Here is a 20,345-nt window from a genome sequence, read left to right on the forward strand (position 1 = left end):
AGATCCGCTGCAGTACCTGATTGAATTCTTATATAAACAAGGGGGTTGTTTGTATATGTACAAAACGTTGAAATCGGGTTTGATGGTCGTTGTGCTGATGCTCGCGGTTGCCTTGCTGGCAGCATGTTCCGCGAAGACGGAGCCGTCTGCCGAACCTGCTGCTGCAAGTTCAGGAGGAGACGCAGAGCAGTCCTTAACGAAAGTGAAAATTCAGCTTAAATGGGTTCCGCAGGCCCAATTCGCCGGAATTTACGCCGCGAAGGAACAAGGTTTTTTTGAAGATGAAGGCATTGATGCAGAGATTATTCCGGGTGGCCCGGATATCGTCATTGAACAGCAGGTGGTGAACGGCGCAGCCGATGTCGGTATCACGGGGGTAGACAGTCTGCTGGTGAGCCGCGACAATGGTCTGCCGCTGGTCTCCCTTGCCCAGATTTCACAGAAGAGCAGCTATCGCCTGATCGCCAAGAAGTCAGCAGGAATTACTGATCCGGCCCAAATGAAAGGCAAAAAGGTAAGCACATGGTTCGGCAGCCAGCAGTTCCAGGTCCTCGCTTTTATGGAGAAGAACGGACTTGATCCGAAGAAGGATATTGAGCTGGTGAAGCAGGGGTTTACGATGGATCAGTTTTTTAATGACCAGGTGGATGTGGCGACAGCAACCATATATAACGAATATCACGTTGTGCTGGAGAGCGGCGTACAGGAGTCCGATCTGGATGTGTTCAACATTGAGGAAGCTGGCGTAGGCATGCTGGAAGATACATTGATCGCGAAAAAGGAGTGGGTCAATGGCAACCGTGATCTTGCCGTTAAAGTCACCCGTGCCATTCTGAAAGGCTGGAACTATGCCATCGACAACCAGGAGGAAGCCGTGGATATCGTCATGAGCAACGTAACCGACGGCAGTACGACCCGTGAACATCAGGTTACGATGCTGGAGGAGATTGCGAAGCTGATTCGTCCGGAAGGATTTACGGAGCAGCAGGTGGGCAGTTTTGTGGATGAATCGTTTGCCCGTACAGCAGATATTGCACTGAATTATGGATTGATCAAGAAGGCAGCCAATCTGGATGAAGCGCTGGAGAAGAGCATTTACGAAGAAGCGGTGAAATAAGGCAGTCGAAGGAGGATGGCGAATGAGCTCCGTGGATCAGCAACCTCAGCCGCTTGGCGGTACCAAGGAAGAATGGCTGGAGAAAGACCGCAAATATGTGTGGCATCACATCTCGCCTCATAATGATCATCCAATGATTGCAGTCAGCGGGGAAGGCAGCTGGATCACGGATCAGGATGGAACGCGTTATCTGGATGCCATGTCCGGGTTATGGTGTGTGAATGTGGGGCATGGACGGGAGGAGATTGCAAAGAGTGCATATGAGCAGATGAAATCACTCGCTTATGTGCCGATGACCCAGAGCCACGAGCCGGCGATTTTACTGGCAGAGAAGCTGAACGAATGGCTGGAGGGGGACTATCGAATCTTTTTCTCCAATTCGGGATCGGATGCCAATGAGGTGGCGTTCAAAATAGCCCGTCAGTTTCATCACCAGAATGGTGAGCCAACCAGGCACAAGTTCATCTCCCGTCACCGGGCTTATCATGGCAACTCCATGGGTGCACTCGGTGCCACCGGGCAAGCTGCCCGCAAAATCAAGTATGAACCGCTGGGCGTGGGCTTCTCCCATGTCCCACCCCCATATTGCTACCGCTGTCCGTTTGGACGGAACAAGGAGGGGTGCGGACTCGAATGTGCAACCATCTATGAGGAGGTCATCCGCTGGGAAGGCCCCGAGACCGTGGCCGCGGTGATCATGGAACCGGTGATTACGGGGGGCGGTATGATTGTCCCGCCTCCGGACTACATGCGTACAGTGAAGGAAATCTGTGAGCGTTATGGTGTACTGCTGATCGTGGATGAAGTGATCTGCGGGTTCGGTCGTTCGGGACAGAAGTTCGGACACCAGAATTACGGGGTGCAGCCGGATATCGTCACGATGGCCAAGGGGATGACCAGCGCGTACTCTCCATTATCGGCTACAGCCGTGCGAGCCGATCTGTATGATACGTTCCGGGAACCCGGAGCGGATGCTCACTTTCGCCATGTGAACACCTTCGGCGGCAATCCGGTCTCCTGCCGGGTAGCACTGGCCAACATCGAAATTCTGGAGCGTGAAAATCTGGTGGAGCGTGCGGATGAACTGGGGCGAGTCCTTCGTGAAAAGCTGGAGCCGCTGCAGGAGCTGCCTGCGGTCGGAGATGTTCGAATGTTTGGCTTCGCCTGCGGCATCGAGCTTATAGAGGCGGACGGCTCCCCAGCTGATGCTGGGAAGGTGGCGCACGTGCTGGCCAGTTGTAAGAAGGACGGCATTCTTATCGGTAAGAACGGGGACACGGTACCCGGTTTCGCCAACATTTTGACGATATCACCGCCCTTTGTCACCACGGAGGATGAGCTGGAGCTGATCGCGGAAAGTTTGCTTAAGGCACTGCGGAGTGTGGAGGCAGGATAGTGGCTGGATAGATAATTCCAGGAATGACTCTTGTATGACTCGTTTGAAAAATAAACCATGTGGAGGCGAGGGAAGATGCAGACCACAACCGGAATAGGCATTAATCATCTTCGGTTGAATGAACGAATTGAACAATTGTCCCGTATTGGACGAATCGGAGAGACGGGCGTTTGCCGGCTTGCCCTCACCCCTGAAGATATGGAAGGCATTATCCAGGTGCGTCTCTGGATGGAAGAAGCTGGACTGGTGACCCGTCTGGATCCATTTGGGAATCTGATTGGCCGCCTGGAAGGTACTGATCCTGCGCAGCCCATCTTGATGATCGGCTCGCATATTGATTCACAGCCTTATGGCGGTCGGTATGATGGTGCCATTGGTGTCCTGGGGGCCCTGGAAGCTGTGCAGTGCCTGATGGAGAGTGGCCTTCAGCCCCGGATGCCAATTGAGGTCGTAGCTTTTTGCGATGAAGAGGGTTCCCGATTTAACAAAGGCTTGTTCGGCTCCCGGGGAATGACTGGGCAGTTGGAAGATGGAGAACTGGAGCGGCAGGACAGGAACGGGGTGACTCGCCGGGAGGCGCTGGAAGCCTTCGGATGCTCGGTAGAGAAATTCGCTGAAGGAGTCTATGCACCTGATTCCATCGGCAGCTATCTGGAGCTGCACATCGAACAGGGCCCTGTGCTGGAATCGCTGGATGCCCCGGTGGGACTGGTCACGGGTATCTCCGGTCCATTATGGCTAACGATTACGATCAAGGGCATGGCAGGGCATGCCGGTTCGGTACCGATGGCCATGCGTCATGATGCGCTCGTAGGCAGTGCCAGAGTCATTGCAGCGTTTGACGACATGGTTAGAGCAGATCCGGCTGCCCCCACGGTTGGTACGGTGGGCAGTCTGAGGGTGTTCCCCGACTCGCGCAACATCATCCCTGAAGAAGTCAGCTTCACCTTGGACTTGCGCGATATGGAGATGGAACGCCGCAACCAGCTTGAAGCCCGGCTGATGAATGTGCTTGCTGAAGTATGCGGTCAGCATGGGCTTACCTATTCCGTGGCTGAAGATACCAATAGTGAACCGCGCTACTGTGCGGAACGAATCAAGGCAGCCATTCGCTCGTCTGCAGAGGAGATGGACTTGTCCTTGCCGGAGCTCATGAGTGGTCCGTTCCATGATGCACTTGCGCTATCTTATGTGTGCGACTATGGCATGATTTTTGTCCGCAGCAAGGATGGGATCAGCCATCATCCGAGTGAGTATTCCTCTCCGGAGGACATTGCGCTGGGAACGGAGATGTTGTACCGCACGATTCGGCAGATATGCGGGAAGCTGCCTGCTGAAGATGAATCGGAGGGCTGATTCACCTTTTCTGATATGAAAAAGGAACCGATGAACGATCGGATTCATCTCTAATACATCCTAACCTGGGTAGAAGGAGGCGTTACTGGCGTATGGGAAAAATCAATATAGGCCTGATTCAGGCTTCGCATGAAGTGGAAGGATCGGCACCGGTTGAAGAGCACAAGGAGGCTGCCATCCAGAAGCATATCACCCTGGTCCGTGAGGCTGCAGCACGAGGAGCACAGATTATCGGATTGCAGGAGGTCTTCTACGGACCCTACTTTTGCACCGAACAAAATCCCAAATGGTACGCATCTGCCGAACCGGTGCCGGAGGGGCCGACAACCAGGCGTTTTCAGGCGCTTGCGAAGGAACTTGGCGTTGTGATCATTTTGCCTGTGTACGAGGTAGAAGGCATTGCATCGTATTACAATACGGCTGCCGTGATTGATGCCGATGGCTCCTATCTGGGCAAATACCGCAAGCACCATATCCCGCATGTGGAAGCAGGCGAGGGCACGAATGGCTTCTGGGAAAAATATTATTTCAGGCCCGGGAATCTCGGATACCCGGTATTTGATACAGCTTACGCCAGAGTAGGCGTGTACATCTGCTATGATCGGCACTTTCCGGAAGGAGCCCGTCTGCTCGGACTCGCCGGAGCGGAGATTGTGTTCAATCCGTCAGCCACGGTGGCGGGTACATCGGAATATCTGTGGAAATTGGAACAGCCTGCCCACGCCGTTGCCAACGGCTATTACGTTGCTGCCATTAACAGGGTAGGCGTGGAGGCGCCTTGGAATATGGGTGAATTTTATGGTCAGTCATATCTGGTGGACCCGCGCGGACGAATGGTTGCCATAGGAAGCAGGGATCAGGATGAGATTGTCATCGGCGAGATGGATACCGAAATCATCCGTGAAGTGCGCAATGTGTGGCAATTTTACCGGGATCGGCGCCCTGAGACGTATGAGCATCTGGTTAATCTGTAACTAGCATTTGAAAGGTTGTAATTCAAAAAATGACCCAGACCTAATTCAATCCCTAGGAGGTGCATGTTCATGATAAACAGCACGGGAGCAGCGTTATCCGATTATGGATGGGAGAGCCGTTTTGCCGAGATGAAACCCGCCATGACAGGCAAGGAAGCGATGGAGGAATCCAACCGCTGTCTGTACTGTTACGATGCACCTTGCATCAAGGCGTGCCCAACGGACATCAATATCCCTTCGTTTATCCGGAAAATCTCGACAGGTCATCTGAAAGGCTCGGCCCGAACCATTATGGATGCCAATCCGGTAGGAGCTAGCTGTGCAAGAGTCTGTCCAACCGAGGAACTGTGCGAAGGCGCCTGTGTACTGAACGAATCGTCGAAGCCCATTCGCATCGGTGATCTGCAGCGATATGCCACGGACTGGGCACGGGAGGCCAATGAATCTTTGTTTCAGGCAGCCCCCTCCAATGGCCGTTCCATCGCTGTTGTTGGCGCCGGGCCTGCCGGCTTGTCTGCAGCCAGAGAGCTTGGCCGTGCAGGGTACGAGGTGACGATCTATGAAGCGCAGCCTAAGGGTGGTGGATTAAATACGTACGGGATCGTCTCCTTTCGTTTACCCCAGGAAGTGTCCCTTTGGGAAGTGGAGCAGGTTGAAGCGCTGGGAGTACACATCCGGTACGGTGTACGCATAGGCGTGGATCTGTCTCCTGAACAACTGCTGGAACAGCATGAAGCTGTCATTCTGGCTTGTGGTATGGGTTCTGTTCCGATGCTTGGGATCGAAGGAGAGAGCTTGGAAGGGGTGTACGATGCCATTGAACTGGTGGAATCCACGAAACAGGGCGTACCGCCTGCACTGAATGGTCTGAGAGTAGCCGTCATAGGCGCGGGCAACACGGCAGTGGATGCAGCCACCTGCTCGGTACGTCTGGGAGCAGAACGTGTACAGATGCTCTATCGGCGCGGAGAGGGTCAGATGACGGCCTATGCGTTTGAATATGCGTTTGCGAAACAGGAAGGGGTAGAGTTCCGCTGGTTTACGATGCCGAAGCGCATTATTGGCGATGAGAATGGGCGAGTCCGGGCTGTGGAGTGTGTGAAAATGGAGCTGGTCACGCCCCCAGGAGGCGGGCGTGCATTACCCGTACCCCAAGAAGGAACGGAGTTCGTGATTGAATGTGACACCGTCGTCCGGGCGATCGGACAGAACCGGCTGCTGCCTCTCATTGAAGCCTTCGGTCTGCGTCATCACTGGGGCGTTATTGAGGTGGAGCAGCAGACCTACCGAACTTCTCATCCACAGATCTATGCGGCAGGGGATGTAATTTTCGGCCAGGGGCAAGGCGAGGCCATGGTTGTCTCGGCTGCCCAGCAGGGGAAGCTGGCTGCAGCCGCACTGATGAAGGCACTGCCTGGACAGGTGGAGGAGACGGCTTGAGGTGAGCTTGTGCTTCGTATGCTGTTCAGACCATGAAGCCACCGAGTGCAGAGCAAGACCATATATGCAAACAACACCAAGGAGGGATCGTTATGGCTGACTTATCGATAAATCTGGCAGGTATTCGATCACCCAATCCATTTTGGCTGGCATCCGCGCCGCCGACGAATACGGGATATCAGGTGCAGCGTGCCTTCGAGGCAGGCTGGGGAGGTGCGGTGTGGAAGACGCTGGGTGAACCGATCATTAACACGTCATCCCGCTTTGCCGCTGTACATTTCGGCGGACAGCGGGTAGCGGGCTTCAACAATATTGAGCTGATCTCCGATCGTCCACTGGAGGTCAATCTGCGGGAGATCGCCGAAACCAAGAAGCGCTTCCCGGATCGCGCGATCATTGCATCATTGATGGTAGAACCGAAGCAGGAAAAGTGGCATGAAATTGTCAAAAAGGTAGAAGCCGTCGGGGTAGACGGACTGGAGCTGAATTTTGGCTGCCCTCACGGCATGGCAGAACGGGGCATGGGGGCAGCTTCCGGTCAGCAGCCGGATCTGGTTGAGCTGCAGACGATGTGGGTGAAGGAAGTTGCAACGACCCCCGTGATCGTGAAGCTGACACCGAATATTACGGATATTACGGCAACGGCCCGGGCCGCAGTGCGCGGCGGTGCGGATGCGATTTCTCTTATCAACACGATTAACTCTCTGGCGGGGGTGGATCTGGATTCGTGGAATACCGTGCCCCATGTAGGCGGCAAAGGGGCCCATGGCGGCTATTGCGGACCAGCGGTGAAGCCGATTGCCCTCAACATGGTGGCCGAATGTGCCCGACATCCGGAAGTGGGCGTGCCCATCTCGGGAATTGGCGGCATATCCGATTGGCGGGATACGGCGGAGTTTTTGCTCATGGGAGCGACAGGCGTCCAAGTGTGCACAGCAGCGATGCATCATGGGTTTCGCATCGTGGAGGATATGATTGACGGGCTGAATGATTATTTGGATGAGAAGGGCCTGAGCAGTGTGGCGGAACTTGTGGGCCAGACCGTCCCCCGATACTCGGACTGGGGTAATCTGGATCTCAACTACAAAGTGGTTGCCCGCATTAACCGTGATGTCTGTATTAACTGCAACAAGTGCCATATCGCTTGTGAGGACACATCGCACCAGTGTATTGATATGCTGACCGATCCTTCCGGTGCCTATCTGGAAGTGGTCGAGGAAGATTGTGTGGGATGTAACCTATGCTCGATTGTATGTCCGGTGGACGGGGCCATTGAAATGGTCGAGGTAGCACCTGAACAGACTCCATTAACCTGGAATGAACGTCAATCTGCGATTGCTGTGCTGCAATCGATTCGAGATCAATCAACCAAGGAGGCGATATCATGAGTGGGCGCAAACTGATTCAGAATGGCGTGTTGGTCACGGCAGCGGACACATTTGAAGCAGATATACTCATCGAGAACGGGAAAATCACGCAGATTGGCATGGGCATGGTGGCGGATGACCGAACGGAGATCGTGGATGCCTCCGGCTGTTATGTCATTCCCGGCGGTATTGATCCGCATACACATCTGGATATGCCTTTTGGCGGGACAGTGACCGCGGATGATTTTGCAACGGGAACCGCAGCGGCAGCGTTTGGCGGAACAACGACAATCCTTGATTTCTGTCTGACTCAGAAAGGCAAACCGCTCACCGAATCCCTGAAGGAATGGCATGCGAAGGCCAAGGGGAAGGCTGCCATCGACTATGGATTCCATCTGATGATCGGGGAGATGAATGACCAGGTATTGGAGGAACTGCCGCAGGTCATTGAGGAAGAAGGGGTGTCTTCCTTCAAAGTGTTCATGGCCTATAAAAACCAGTTCCAGGCGGATGATGGCATCCTCTATCAGACGCTGCAAAAGGCCAAGGAGTACGGTGCCCTGGTCATGGTGCATGCCGAGAACGGCGATGTGATCGATCTGCTTGTGCGGCAGGCGCTCGCTGAAGGGCGGACCGAGCCGATCCATCATGCCCTTACCCGTCCTTCCATCCTGGAAGGAGAGGCGACAGGACGCGCTGCACGTCTGGCTGCCCTTGCGGATTCGCAGCTGTATGTTGTGCATGTGACGTGTGCCGAAGCTGTGGAGCAGATTGCACGCATGCGCGACATGGGCTACCGGATTTGGGGCGAGACATGCCCGCAGTATCTGACGCTGGATCAGTCCATCATGGATCAGCCTGATTTTGAAGGGGCGAAGTATGTCTGGTCCCCGCCTCTGCGGGAAGCCTCCCATCAGGAGGTGTTGTGGAACGCACTGAAGAGCGGCCAATTGCAGACGATTGGGTCCGATCACTGCTCCTTTAATTTCAAGGGGCAGAAGGATCTGGGGAAGAATGACTTTAGCAAAATACCTAATGGTGGGCCTGTCATTGAGGACCGGCTTAGCATTTTATATTCGGAGGGAGTTGCCAAGGGACGCATTTCATTGAATCAATGGGTAGATCTGTGTTCTACCCGGGCGAGCAAGCTGTTTGGGATGTTTCCGCAGAAAGGAACGCTTGCCGTCGGTACTGATGCGGATATCGTTATTTTCGATCCTTCCATTTCCAGGGAGATATCGGCGAGTACACATCATATGAATGTGGACTATAGTGCCTTCGAAGGCATGCAGGTACAGGGATGTCCCGTTACCGTGCTGTGCCGGGGAGAGTATGTCATTAAGGATCGTCAGTTTGCAGGTGCGGCAGGATCGGGCCAGTATGTGAAGCGTGCCAAATACGATGCAGGTGCCCCCATGCCTGGGCGGCAGGCGGTTACGACAGTGACAGGAGGTTGAGGCGATTGCTGGAGAATGAAGCATTTGAAGCGGAGAAAGTGGCGATTGAACGAATGGTTGCGCTGGGATATCGAATCTATTCGGTCCAGGAACATCTGGAGGGTGCCAGTGTCGTATGGGAACATCCCGATCATCCGGGCGAAATGAAAGAGCAGCATGTGGGTACAGCGTCCGGACGAAAGTGGTTCGTCCACTTTCTGATCCGGCAGCTTCAGGAACAGCGGGGGGCATAGTCCTCTTGCCATCTATGCAATTGGGCCATGAACGTATTCATAAGCATAGATGGCGAGTTCGATGGCGACGCGTTTCTCGGGAAGGATATAGTCTTCTCCGAGCAAAGCTTCGATTTTGTCCAGCCGGTGATAGAGGGTCTGTCTGACAATGAATAGGGCAGTAGCGGTCTCCTGTTTGGAGCAGCACAGCACGAAATATTGCTTGAGTGTGCGCAGCAGCTGGCCGCCCTTCTCTGCATCATACCGGATGACGGGGCCGAGGTATTCCTCAATAAAATCCTCCAGATTACCGCTCTGCTTCATCCCGGCGATGATGCGGTAACCATGGAGATTGCTGTAAAACGGCTGCTGCATGGGTCCAGTATCCTTTTGAATGCGCAGCGTTTCCTTCGCCGTATCCAGGCTGTCCTTGAGTCGTGACAAATCTGCACAGCTGTGACCGATGCCCAGCAGACCGGAGAACAGACGATGGGTCTGGTCCGTTTCGTGCTGCTGTAGCTGCTCTATGCAGCGCCAGAGCTGGCTTTTGCGCTGAGGACCTGGCTGAGGATCGAGGATGATCAGGATGATCTGATGATTCAGTACCGTGCTGAACAGGGAGAACCCTTCCCTGGAGAATACAGAGCGGGCGACGATATTGCGCTGGATAAGCAGCTTCTGCAGCTTGAGGCTGTCGGTATAATTCGGATTACTGTCAAACAAAACGACGGTGCCTTTGCTGGCAGCAAGCAGGGGGCTGGCTGACAGGTACTCTTGAATTTCCTTGGCCGTGTGATGTCCGTTCAGCCAGTCGATGACCCACATGTCTTCCTTGTAACGACGCTTCTCCTCCATGTATTTGGTTCGCATCCAGTCCTGTGCAATAGCGGCCGCGCAGCGCTCCAGTGCCTGAATGACAAATTCATCAGTAGGTTTGTGACGCAGTGACTCGGGCTCGTGTTCGGGAAGTTTCTCGAGAAAGAGCACCAGGTCTGCGAAGGTGTAATCGAGCGCTTGAACAGGCAGGGTATAGGCATCCATGGGCTGCTCCAAACGATGGGAATGGCTTGATTGTCCTGACTCAGGTGAATGGTTGCGCTGGGTTAACCAGGCCATTCTGCGGTTCTCCAATTGTTCTGGTGGACAATAAGGAACAGCACTGGCTTCCCCCTCGAGTGGGTATAATGCAACCGGGCAGCCGGTTGTGCGTGATAACAAGCGAAGCAGCGGCTGTACGCCGTCTCCGTTTAGCAGGAGCTGATTGAACGAGGTAGTCAGATTGTCGAGTTCGGCGAGCATCCGCTGATGACTGCGAATCAGGGCGAAGTGCAGGTCTTGTGTAATATCAATATAGCGGACTTGTTCATGGAACCAGATCAGTGGAAAGTCATCTGCTGCTGCGATTTCCTTCATCGCTCCAAGTTGTGACTTGGTGTGAATCCCCAGTTCGATACAGAGTCCAGCCGCACCACGGGCAATTAACTGCCGCAGAAAAGACAAACCTTGCTGCTCATCAGCCTGCCAGCCGATGCCGGTAGTCAGCACCAGTTCTCCTCCGTTTAACAAATCGCCCACATCCGGTACCTCCATAATGTGGACCCAACGGACATACCTCTCCAGTGCCCGTTCACTGGCCAGTACCTCTGCCTTGCGAAATACAGGCCGTTTCAACATGTCTCTCATCTGAAGTTGGAGCGTCGTTTCCCCCATACAACCACCGTCCTTCCCCAATTGCATGCAATTTGCAATCCCGCCTCATGATGCAGGTTTCTGAAGAGCGTCTGTTATGTTGTGATGTACGAGCTGGATGACCTGTCTAAAATCCGTTAACTTACATAATTAAGCTATATTATAATTCCGTTTACCGATGATGGGCTGAAATCTGACGCTGATTTGTTTTATATAACAAAATAAGCCCTTTTCTTTGTAATCTGAAATAATCCAGGTGCGGATTGGTGTTGTTTTACCTGACATTTAGGGGAGGGGGGCTTCTTGATGGTCAAACTAAAAAACCTCCTGATCTCATTGAAATGGTCAATCATTCCAATGGAGAACCAGGAGGTTTATTATATTTCCGTATTGCTCTTTATGGACCGAAGTTCAATTGAGCAGCTTAGTCTTCAATTCTTTTCTTCTTGAATTTCATCAGGAATTCATACACGATCGGCACAATAACCAGGGTGAGCAGCGTAGAGCTGATCAGACCGCCGATAACGGTAATACCCAAGCCTTTCGAGATGATTCCCGCACTTTCTTCCAGTCCAGTAACGAGTGGCAGCAAGGCACCAATCGTTGCAAGAGCCGTCATCAGGATTGGACGCAGACGTGTTGCCCCTGCTTCAAGCAAGGCTTCACGCGTAGACATGCCGTCCTTCTCCATGTGAATGACACGGTCGATCAGGACGATTGCATTGGTGACTACGATCCCGATCAGCATCAGTCCACCCATCATGGCAGAGACGTCAATGGTGCCTCCAGCCAGGAAGAGACCTACCATGATACCAATAACGGTAAACGGCAGGGAGAACAGGATGGCGAATGGTGCGAGACCGCCGCCAAATGTAACGACAAGTACAAAGTATACTATGGCGATGGCTGCCAGCATGGCAAGACCGAGTTGGGTAAAGGTGTCATTGATCTGCTCGGTTGTACCGCCAAATTTCACCTCAACGCCATCAGGCAGGTCCAGTTTGTCGATGTTATCCTGCAGGGTTTGTGAAGCCTTCTGCACATCGGAAGCCAGGATGGTAGCCGAAACTTGTGCAACGACTTTGCCGTCAATACGCATGATCGAGTTCGGAGAAGTGCCTTCTTCAACGTTTGCAACATCCTTGATCGGTACTTGGATGCCGAGCGGAGAAGTCACGGTCTCATTTTCAATGTCAGTGATGCTGTCGAATGTCTTCTGATCTGTCTCGACATACACTTTATAGGTTTTGTTATCAATATCCACTTCCGTCAGTACCGGGCGTTCCTGTACAGGGCTCAGTGCCATAGCCAATTGGCCTGCAGTCAGACCGAGCGAGCTCAGCTTTTCCTGATCTGCAACGAGGGTATATTGACCATACGTGTCAGAGAGTGTGGTGTCAGCTTTTTCGAAGTTTTCGGTATCTGCTTCAACCAGCTTGAACACTTCATCCGTGACAGGCTTAAGCTGTTCCACATTGTCGCCGTAGATGGAGATGCTCAGGCTGCTGCCTCCCAGACCGCCGGACATATCCAGCTCACTCCAGGTACCTACAGGAACTTCTTTACGCAAACCTTCTACAAGCTGTTCCTTCACTTGGCTGAAATCTTTGGTATCTTCATTGTATTCGATATAGAAGAGTGCCGAGTTCGAGCTTCCTCCACCCATGCTGCTCAGTGGATTGCTGCCGCCGATGGAATACTGCATTTTCTCCAGGCCAGGCTGCTTCAGCAAATATTTTTCAGCAGCAAGTGCTTCTTTTTCAACGTCCTCACGCAGGGAGCCGGTTTCCGGGCTGTATGTGATCGTCACATATTTGTCCTGCTGTTCTGGCAAGAAGCTTGCACCAATGAACGGATAAAGGAACAAACTGCCGACGAGCAAGACCACGGCGATGCCGACGGTAATGATTTTGTGCGAAAGTGTCCAGTTCAGCAAGCGTTTGTAACCCTCAGCCATCTTCCCTGGTTTTTCCTCATGATTTTGCTTGTTCTTCAGGCCTTTGCGGAACAGGGTATGAGCCAGCATCGGAACGATGGTGATAGCCACGAGCAAGGATGCCAGCAGCGCAAATACCATGGTTAATGCAAATGGCATGAAGAGCTCGCCTACCATACCGCTAACAAGTGCCAGTGGCAGGAACACGGCGATGGTTACAATGGTGGAAGAGAGGATCGGAATGAACATTTCACGAGTCGCTTCCCGGATCAGTTCACGGCCTTTCAGTTTCTCTCCCTTCAGGGTCAATCTGCGATAAATGTTCTCGATAACAACGATCGAGTCATCCACGACCCGTCCAATAGCAACGGTCATGGCGCCGAGAGTCATCATGTTCAGTGTAATGTCCATGAGCAGGAGCGCAGTCAATGCCATGAGCAAGGAGAGCGGGATCGAGATAATCGAGATAATGGTTGAACGAATATTGCGCAGGAACAACAGGATAATCAGGATGGCAAACAGGGCACCAAAGACGGCTTTGCCAAGCATCGTATTAACGGAATCCTGAATTGGCTTACCTTGGTCAAGCAATACCGTCAGTTGGGCATTTTTGAATTGTGACTGCAATTCTTCCGCTTTGTCTTTAACGGCATTCACGACATCTACGGTATTGGCGTCATTGGATTTCACGATGGAGATACCGATGGACTCCATGCCATCTGTCCGTGAAATGGATTCGGCCTGACCGATAACCTCAATGTTCGCGATCTCGCTTAATTTCACCGTAGGAATTCCTGCGGCATTGGCTGCACTGGAAGCACTGCCTGCACTTGCATTTCCACCCGCGGATGGTGCGGCAGACGGGGTCGATCCCTGTGCGGCATCCGGATCTGTTGCTTGGCCAGCAGCACCGCCTGCTTGAGCAGATGGATCTGCTGCTGCACCTGCGCCGCTAGGTACCACAGGAATGGCAAGGTTCTTCAGGTCATCGAGATCAATGATATTACCATCAACCACAACGGCTTTTTGTGCTTCGTCCAGTTCGAACAATCCGAGTGGAACGCGGACAGAGGAACCTTGAACGATGCCGTTAACGGTATCTTCTGTCAGACCGAGTTCATTCATTTTGTCCTGGTTAAACTTCAGTTGGACTTCCTTGACATACTGACCGGAAACCTGTACTTGGGCTACACCGTCGATATCTTCGAGTGCAGGCTGAATATCGGATTCAACGAGTCTGGTCAACTGCTCCAGATCTCCGCCGTCCTTATCGGACAAGCTCAGTGAGACAACCGGGAATGAATTGATGCTGAATTTGGAAATGGTCGGTTTCTGTACACCGTCCGGAAGCTGCACTTCATTTAGCGCCTCGCGAACAGCTGCTGTAGCGTTGTTCAGATCTGTTCCATAATCAAATTCCAGTGTGATGGAAGCAGCATTCTCCATGGATGTGGAAGTGAGTGTCTTGATGCCCTCCACATTGCGCAGAGTCTGTTCCAGCGGCTTGGTCACATCTTCTACGATACCTTCTGGAGCCGCTCCGGGATCAATCGCCGTGACACTTAGAAATGGCACATTGATGTTAGGGATGGTTTCCTGTTTCATCGTCAGTCCGCTGTACAAACCAGCGAAGGAAATGATGATGGTCAGGATCCAGATCGCAAACTTGTTGTTCAGTGAAAAATTAATGATTCCTTTCATACGATGGTCTCTTCTCCTCTCTGTTCTCCCTGTTTCTATTTGTTTGACGAGTCAGCCTGGATGAACCGGCTATACATGGCATCCAGAATATGCTGAAGCTCGGAGTGCAACGATTCGATGGCTGGAATGTTTTCCAGGTTGTGCATCATGCCCAGGATAATCGCCCGGCGCGGCGTGAATTCCATCATTTCCTGCTTGAGAATGGCGATGGTTTCTAGTGCATCGTTTCGGGATTGTCCTGCAGACAGATCGGTAGTTACGATATCCTGCATCTGTTTGATGATGTGAATGGGGTGACGCATCATGGTGGAATCCGTTTTGGATTCGCTGGTCCATGCCGGCCAGTTTTCCAAGCTAATCAAAGGCTCAGGTCGCTGATCCAGCAAACCGTACGCTGCATAATCCATCGTTTGCAGCAGATTCGTGGCCATTTTGGATACGGTAAGGGAAGGCATCTCCGTAAACCAGATCTTGATGTAGGACAGGAAAAGGCCGTGCGTCAGCAAAATAAGATCCACAGTATATGGCTCAATCTCGGGACCGTACAGATCCTCCAGCTTATCCTTGAACCAGTGCAGGGTTCGGATCTCCATATCCCTGTGATGCGGGTCGCATTTCCTGCTGGGATGCTGCTCATCATCCATCATCATGCTGCGCAGCTGCACCCGAAGGAATTCTTTTAATTCGGATACATGAAGAAGCAGCGTCTCAATCTGCTTGTGCAGACGTTCTCGTGATGTGAGGCCAGCCTCATGTTCAATCTGTGACATTTCATCCAGCAGGGTATAGATGCAGTACTCCATCGTACTGGCTTCCAATTCCTCTTTGGATTTGAAAATCAGGTAGAGGCTTCCCTTGGACATGCCGCATAGCTCCGCAATTTCCTGCATGGACGTTGCAGCACTGCCTTTGGCAGAAAACAGCTTGAGAGCTGTCGTAATAATGAGTTTTTTCTTCTCATTCATTTCATGAATTGGGTTCATTAACGATACCTTCACCTCATCTGCGGAACTTATGAGTTCTTGGATTGACTTTAGGGTCAAAACAAGTATAAACGAAGTGGAATGGATAATTCAAATGGGAGGGAATTGGAAATTCGAACTATGAGAGCAGTCCGGTTTTTCAAGAAGGAGAGAGAGGTGGAAGTGAGCGTTGTCGTGGATAAATGTAAGAACGTGTAAGAACTATGCTCCATTCCCGAAGGCATGTATGGCCAGAATAATGATGGCTGTCAGTGCGACCAGATAAAATGCAGCCAGGAGGGCTAGGAATGAATAGCCTGCAAGCGTGCTGAGATGGACCAACCATTTCTTCATACCAGTCATCCTTTCCATATTCACAGAGTACATATGCCTATTTACATGATATACCAAAAAGACGACTTCCAGATGGAAGTCGCCCTAGTTTTTACAGAATGAATACAATCTTTACGTAATCAGCTTCAATCCGACTGCAGCCACCAGAATCATGGCAATGAACAGCAGCCTTTTGGCCTCCTTGCGCTCGCCGAACAGGAACATACCCGTTAATGTGCTGCCAACGGTACCAATGCCTGTCCAGACAGCGTAGGCGGTGCCCATCGGAATGGAGGTCATTGCATAGGACAGCAGCGAGAAGCTGAATACAAAGGAAATGAGCATAAGCACGATATAAGGCCAGCCCTTTTTGGTTGAAGCACCGTTGATTCCGATTACACCGAAAATCTCACAGATACCTGCGCCTACAATTGCTAACCATGCCATTATGCCACACCTTCTTTCGCTTCTTCTTGTTGATCCGTCACGAGCTTCAGTCCGATTACGCCGCAGAGCAGCAGTCCGATCAGCAGGATTTTGGCCAGACGGAATGGCTCCCCGAACAGCAGCATTTCCGCCAGCACGGTGCCTGCGGTACCAATTCCGGTAAATACGGCATAGACCGTGCCCACCGGCAATCTCTTGGAAGCTGCGATGATCAGGGCGAAGCTGATGATAATGGCTGCAGCGGTCAGCGCCCATTCCCATAGATTGGAGGCATGCTTCAGTCCGCTTACCCAGACAATTTCGATGATGCCTCCGATAAATACGTATAACCAGTTGCGGTTCATGATGATGCTTCTCCTTCCGGCACGATCTTCTGTGCCTCTTCGTTCAAATGATGAATGCCATGCCAAAAAACAGGCCATGCCGCCTCCAGACGTCTATTGTACCGGCGTGAGCTTCCATAAATAATCTCCACGGTAATCCCGTCGAGAGAGGTCATGAAGGCAATGGCAGCTTGTTCCGTTGGAATGGAAGGTAATTCTCCATGACGTACCGCTCGCTGCAGGAGCCGGTTCAGTGATCGCTCCATGCCATCAAGAAATGGATGCGCGATGTCCATGACTTCGTTGTACAGTCCGGGAGGAGGGAAGTAGGACATGCGCAGCATCAAGCGTGTTGAAGGGCTGGCGTTATATTCCTGTTCGAACCAGGGAAACACTCCCTTGAGTCTGTCTTCCAGGGGAAGTTCGGCATGATCGCGGAAATATTCCAATGTATGGCGTTTTACTTCTTGAAAAGCATGAGCCAGTGCCTGAAGGAACAAGTCTTCCTTGCCGCTGAAATGGGCATATATGGACGGTTTCTTAATTCCTACATCGTCAGCAATAGCCCGAAGGGATGCCCCTTCATATCCATCTCTGGCAAAGTGGAACAAGGCCGCATTACGTATGGATTGTGCTGTCATTTTATCCACCTTCCTAACGGTCGTTAGGAGACCATATTTTCATATTTTACATCAGATGTCAAGTCCATTCAAAAAAAGCCGCCTGCAGAAATTTCACAGGCGACCAATACACAGCTCAGGGTAGCTTAGAACGTGGTAAATCCTAATATGAGCTGCAGTTTATAGAGAATTCCCTTCAGGAAAGTGGTTTTCTCCTGGAATTCGTCCAGATTCAGAGTGAACTCGGCATCCTCATTATTCCACACGCGTTCAAAATAATCCGCCACATTGCGACTGAACTCATTATCCGCAGGCGCAGCGACCCATAGTTCATTTTCAAGATTATAGTCATTCATGTTTCGGGGCGTAAGGTTGGTTGATCCGCCAAGCACAATATGATCCCCGGTGGCTTTGGCAATATACAACATTTTGGTGTGATACTGCTCCTTGGTTGTGTTGTACCAGCGGATTTGGATCTTGCCATCCGATTTATCATGCAGCTCGGCGGCTACAGGTCGATTCGGGATACCGATTTTCTCCTGACCAAATGCATTCTCGTTTGGATCAAGCACAAGCTTGATATCTACTCCTCGTTTGGAAGCATCAAGCAATGCGTCCAGTACTTTTGGAGAAGCAATGTAGAACATGCCCATCCACAAGGTATCCCCTTTTTCCGTCAGATTGATCTCATGCAATACGGCATCATTCACTTTCCCTTCGGTTAGATAGCGAATGCGCAGATCGCCTTGGTTTGGATCGGTGGAAGGAGCTGTGTAGGAAGGAACTTGACCTCCCCCTGATATGTCCAGTACGGCTTGTTCCGATTGAAGGATATCTCCAATGACGGGTCCTGTAACTTCAAACGCCACATTGGAGTGGTAGGCACTTGCATCATGGATATTGCCAGAGGAGACAATCGCTTTTTTCTCACTGGCTACGACCTTGCGATGATTGGCTTTTACATTAAGCAGCTTAAGGTAAGAGCGCATCGTAACGTCCGGGCCATCGCTTGCCATCAGATTCGGAATCCAGCCATCACCCGACTGGCCAAACCATTGGAAGAACGTACGCCAGACTGCCGAGTATACGGGCGTCGAATCCCGGAGTGGATCCACATTGGTAATGACAACTTCAATGCCGGCCTGCTTCATTCGCTCCAGCAGTTCATTAGGTGCCGAATTATAGTTGGTGTTCACTTCATCCGTAATGAACAGAATCTGCATGTTGGGATACTGCTTTTTTTTGGCGACCAGAGCATCTGTGAATTCTACGCTAACTGGCGGAAAGTGCTGACCCTTATGCTGATAGTTGTTGAACAGGAACATATCCACCACAACAAATTGCTCCGCCTCTTCCACAATCTGCAGCATCCGCTGGAAAATCTGCTGCTCGTGTTCCATCTGCCCGTCTTCTGACGGATAAGTGAGATCATGAAGGAATGCGACCTCGTCTACGCGATACTCCGGGCTTTCATAGGAAATGCCTGAGGGCAGTGGTTTATAGGTTTGATACAACATGACGGCCACAAGCCATAAAATAAGGAGTCCAAGAGCTGTTCGTATGTATGGAAAACGACGTCTGGATGTTTGATGTTCTGATGATGAGCGCCTTGTAGTAAACAACGGCATATCCCCTTTCTGTAACGTGCTGACTACTATTACCACTCTGTCATGAGCATTGACGCAGACCGCATGATGGGATGGAGAGAAATGTATTTTATCCATATACGATTTGCCTGAATGCAATCGACAGGTGTGAGGCCGTTGTGTATAATGAGTGTATTATTTTTGTAGAATGTTGGGATCTCCATATACCTGACAAGGACGGAGGAAGTATTCGTTAACCTATAGATGGCCTGGATATTTCAGAAAAGAGAGTAGGTAATCAAGTGTATTCCATCAAACAAGTCGCTGCCATGCTGGACATTCCAACGGTTACGCTCCGGGCTTGGGAGAATCGGTACAGTGCGGTAACCCCAGAACGGACGGAATCGGGTTATCGGTTGTACACGGATGAAAATGTTGAAGATTTGCGTTGGCTGAAGGAGCAGGTTGAACAGCATCAGACCAACATATCAGAAGCCGTGCGCATGTTAAAAGAAAACAAAGCAAAAACGTCAGAAGCGGTCATTCCGGCTCCGCTCACCGCGCCTGTTCCCACAATGGAAGAGGCCTACTTACGCATGACCGATCAGATATACGACTCGCTCTACCATTTCCAAGGTGAACGTGCCAACGGTTTGATTGATTTTGGTTTTACCATGTATGGATATGACTCGATGTTTTACCATGTGCTTGTACCCATTCTCGTTCGCGTGGGGGATGCATGGGAGCAGGGCAGAGCATCAGTCGCACAGGAGCATTTTATGACCCAGCTGATCTCACAGCGGTTCTATCAGTTTTTCCATCTATTCCCGATCTATCCGCATCTACCCAAAGTTCTGGCACTCTGTCCGGAGGGGGAGCATCATCAGGTGGGATTGCTGTTGTTCTCGTTGTTTATGCGTAAAAATGGAGCCGAAGTATTATATCTCGGTGCTAATACCCCTGAGGAAGGGGTGTTTCCTATTATCCGGGAGCAAAAGATCAAGCTGGTCTGTCTCTCCATTACGAATCCAGCCTTAAGCGAGCAGTGTGATCGGCTTGTCGATCGCATTCTGACCGAGTTTCCGCATATGCGCTTTATCCTCGGAGGCAAGGGTTACGAGCGCAATGAAAATGCCGCTTATCCGGAGTGGGTCATGCCGGAGGATTCATCCGACTGGCAGGCATGGCTTGAGCGCGAGTATCTGACCGACAATCCAACCCGAACACAGGGCTAAGCGGCTGTTCATCGGACGATTACTGTCTCTGACGAAGAGTTTAATGAGCGAATGTTATCCCCTAATAATGTAGTGGTTATAATTGAAAAGGCATCCTTTGACGCAAGTGCGTCAGGGGGTGTCTTTTCTTGATATTAACGATCATTTTTGCAGTTATTTGACCCATGAGTCATATTTATGTTTACAAGTTCGTA

General features: G+C 51.5%; 17 protein-coding genes. 9 read left to right on the forward strand and 8 right to left on the reverse strand.

Annotated elements, in window-relative coordinates; translation table 11 throughout:
• Positions 1-55 precede the first annotated feature (55 nt).
• From AC3WQ3_RS02280 to AC3WQ3_RS02315, 8 genes are all read left to right on the forward strand, one after another.
• On the forward strand, positions 56-1,117 hold the full coding sequence (locus AC3WQ3_RS02280; protein WP_492471346.1) for an ABC transporter substrate-binding protein: 1,062 nt from the start codon (positions 56-58) through the stop codon (positions 1,115-1,117).
• Positions 1,118-1,139: 22 nt separating this feature from the next.
• Positions 1,140-2,513, forward strand: coding sequence for an aspartate aminotransferase family protein (locus AC3WQ3_RS02285; protein ID WP_492471347.1), 1,374 nt, complete (start codon positions 1,140-1,142; stop codon positions 2,511-2,513).
• Between the two features lie 75 nt (positions 2,514-2,588).
• Positions 2,589-3,869 carry a M20 family metallo-hydrolase gene (locus AC3WQ3_RS02290; protein ID WP_492471348.1) on the forward strand — a complete coding sequence of 427 codons (1,281 nt, stop codon included), beginning with the start codon at positions 2,589-2,591 and terminating at the stop codon, positions 3,867-3,869.
• 92 nt (positions 3,870-3,961) lie between these two features.
• Positions 3,962-4,843 (forward strand): nitrilase-related carbon-nitrogen hydrolase, encoded by an 882-nt coding sequence (locus AC3WQ3_RS02295; RefSeq protein ID WP_390584915.1) that lies wholly within the window; start codon positions 3,962-3,964, stop codon positions 4,841-4,843.
• A gap of 69 nt (positions 4,844-4,912) precedes the next feature.
• Complete coding sequence (locus AC3WQ3_RS02300; protein WP_492471349.1) at positions 4,913-6,283, forward strand: NAD(P)-dependent oxidoreductase; 1,371 nt, start codon at positions 4,913-4,915, stop codon at positions 6,281-6,283.
• A 92-nt stretch (positions 6,284-6,375) separates the two neighbouring features.
• Entirely contained in the window at positions 6,376-7,671 is a 1,296-nt protein-coding gene (gene preA, locus AC3WQ3_RS02305; protein ID WP_492471350.1) for an NAD-dependent dihydropyrimidine dehydrogenase subunit PreA, read from the forward strand.
• Positions 7,668-9,107 carry a dihydropyrimidinase gene (hydA, locus tag AC3WQ3_RS02310; protein WP_251643709.1) on the forward strand — a complete coding sequence of 480 codons (1,440 nt, stop codon included), beginning with the start codon at positions 7,668-7,670 and terminating at the stop codon, positions 9,105-9,107. The genes preA and hydA overlap by 4 nt, the downstream gene beginning before the upstream one ends.
• Positions 9,108-9,112: 5 nt before the next feature.
• Entirely contained in the window at positions 9,113-9,340 is a 228-nt protein-coding gene (locus AC3WQ3_RS02315; protein ID WP_390584908.1) for a hypothetical protein, read from the forward strand.
• Between the two features lie 12 nt (positions 9,341-9,352).
• Here AC3WQ3_RS02315 and AC3WQ3_RS02320 read toward each other — a convergent pair whose 3' ends face one another.
• The 8 genes from AC3WQ3_RS02320 to AC3WQ3_RS02355 form a co-directional block, all read right to left on the reverse strand.
• On the reverse strand, positions 9,353-11,029 hold the full coding sequence (locus AC3WQ3_RS02320) for a PucR family transcriptional regulator (RefSeq protein WP_492471351.1): 1,677 nt from the start codon (positions 11,027-11,029) through the stop codon (positions 9,353-9,355).
• A 403-nt stretch (positions 11,030-11,432) separates the two neighbouring features.
• The gene (locus AC3WQ3_RS02325; RefSeq protein WP_492471352.1) at positions 11,433-14,645 is read right to left on the reverse strand and encodes an efflux RND transporter permease subunit; all 3,213 of its coding nucleotides are present in this window, start codon (positions 14,643-14,645) and stop codon (positions 11,433-11,435) included.
• Positions 14,646-14,680: 35 nt separating this feature from the next.
• Complete coding sequence (locus tag AC3WQ3_RS02330; protein ID WP_492471353.1) at positions 14,681-15,610, reverse strand: TetR/AcrR family transcriptional regulator; 930 nt, start codon at positions 15,608-15,610, stop codon at positions 14,681-14,683.
• Between the two features lie 219 nt (positions 15,611-15,829).
• Positions 15,830-15,961 carry a hypothetical protein gene (locus AC3WQ3_RS02335; RefSeq protein ID WP_492471354.1) on the reverse strand — a complete coding sequence of 44 codons (132 nt, stop codon included), beginning with the start codon at positions 15,959-15,961 and terminating at the stop codon, positions 15,830-15,832.
• A 111-nt stretch (positions 15,962-16,072) separates the two neighbouring features.
• Positions 16,073-16,387 (reverse strand): DMT family transporter, encoded by a 315-nt coding sequence (locus tag AC3WQ3_RS02340; RefSeq protein WP_095291169.1) that lies wholly within the window; start codon positions 16,385-16,387, stop codon positions 16,073-16,075.
• A complete protein-coding gene (locus AC3WQ3_RS02345; protein ID WP_110758598.1) occupies positions 16,387-16,731 on the reverse strand; it encodes a DMT family transporter in 345 nt (114 codons plus the stop codon). Before AC3WQ3_RS02345 ends, AC3WQ3_RS02340 begins: the two co-directional genes overlap by 1 nt.
• Positions 16,728-17,351: a TetR/AcrR family transcriptional regulator gene (locus AC3WQ3_RS02350; protein WP_193723554.1), complete on the reverse strand. Its 624-nt coding sequence runs from the start codon at positions 17,349-17,351 to the stop codon at positions 16,728-16,730. Before AC3WQ3_RS02350 ends, AC3WQ3_RS02345 begins: the two co-directional genes overlap by 4 nt.
• Positions 17,352-17,476: 125 nt before the next feature.
• The gene (locus AC3WQ3_RS02355) at positions 17,477-18,847 is read right to left on the reverse strand and encodes a phospholipase D family protein (RefSeq protein ID WP_492471409.1); all 1,371 of its coding nucleotides are present in this window, start codon (positions 18,845-18,847) and stop codon (positions 17,477-17,479) included.
• A 371-nt stretch (positions 18,848-19,218) separates the two neighbouring features.
• On the opposite strand from AC3WQ3_RS02355, the gene AC3WQ3_RS02360 reads away from it, so the two are divergent.
• Positions 19,219-20,151: a MerR family transcriptional regulator gene (locus AC3WQ3_RS02360; protein WP_492471355.1), complete on the forward strand. Its 933-nt coding sequence runs from the start codon at positions 19,219-19,221 to the stop codon at positions 20,149-20,151.
• Positions 20,152-20,345 lie beyond the last annotated feature (194 nt).

The organism is Paenibacillus sp. FW104-T2, from assembly GCF_058789975.1.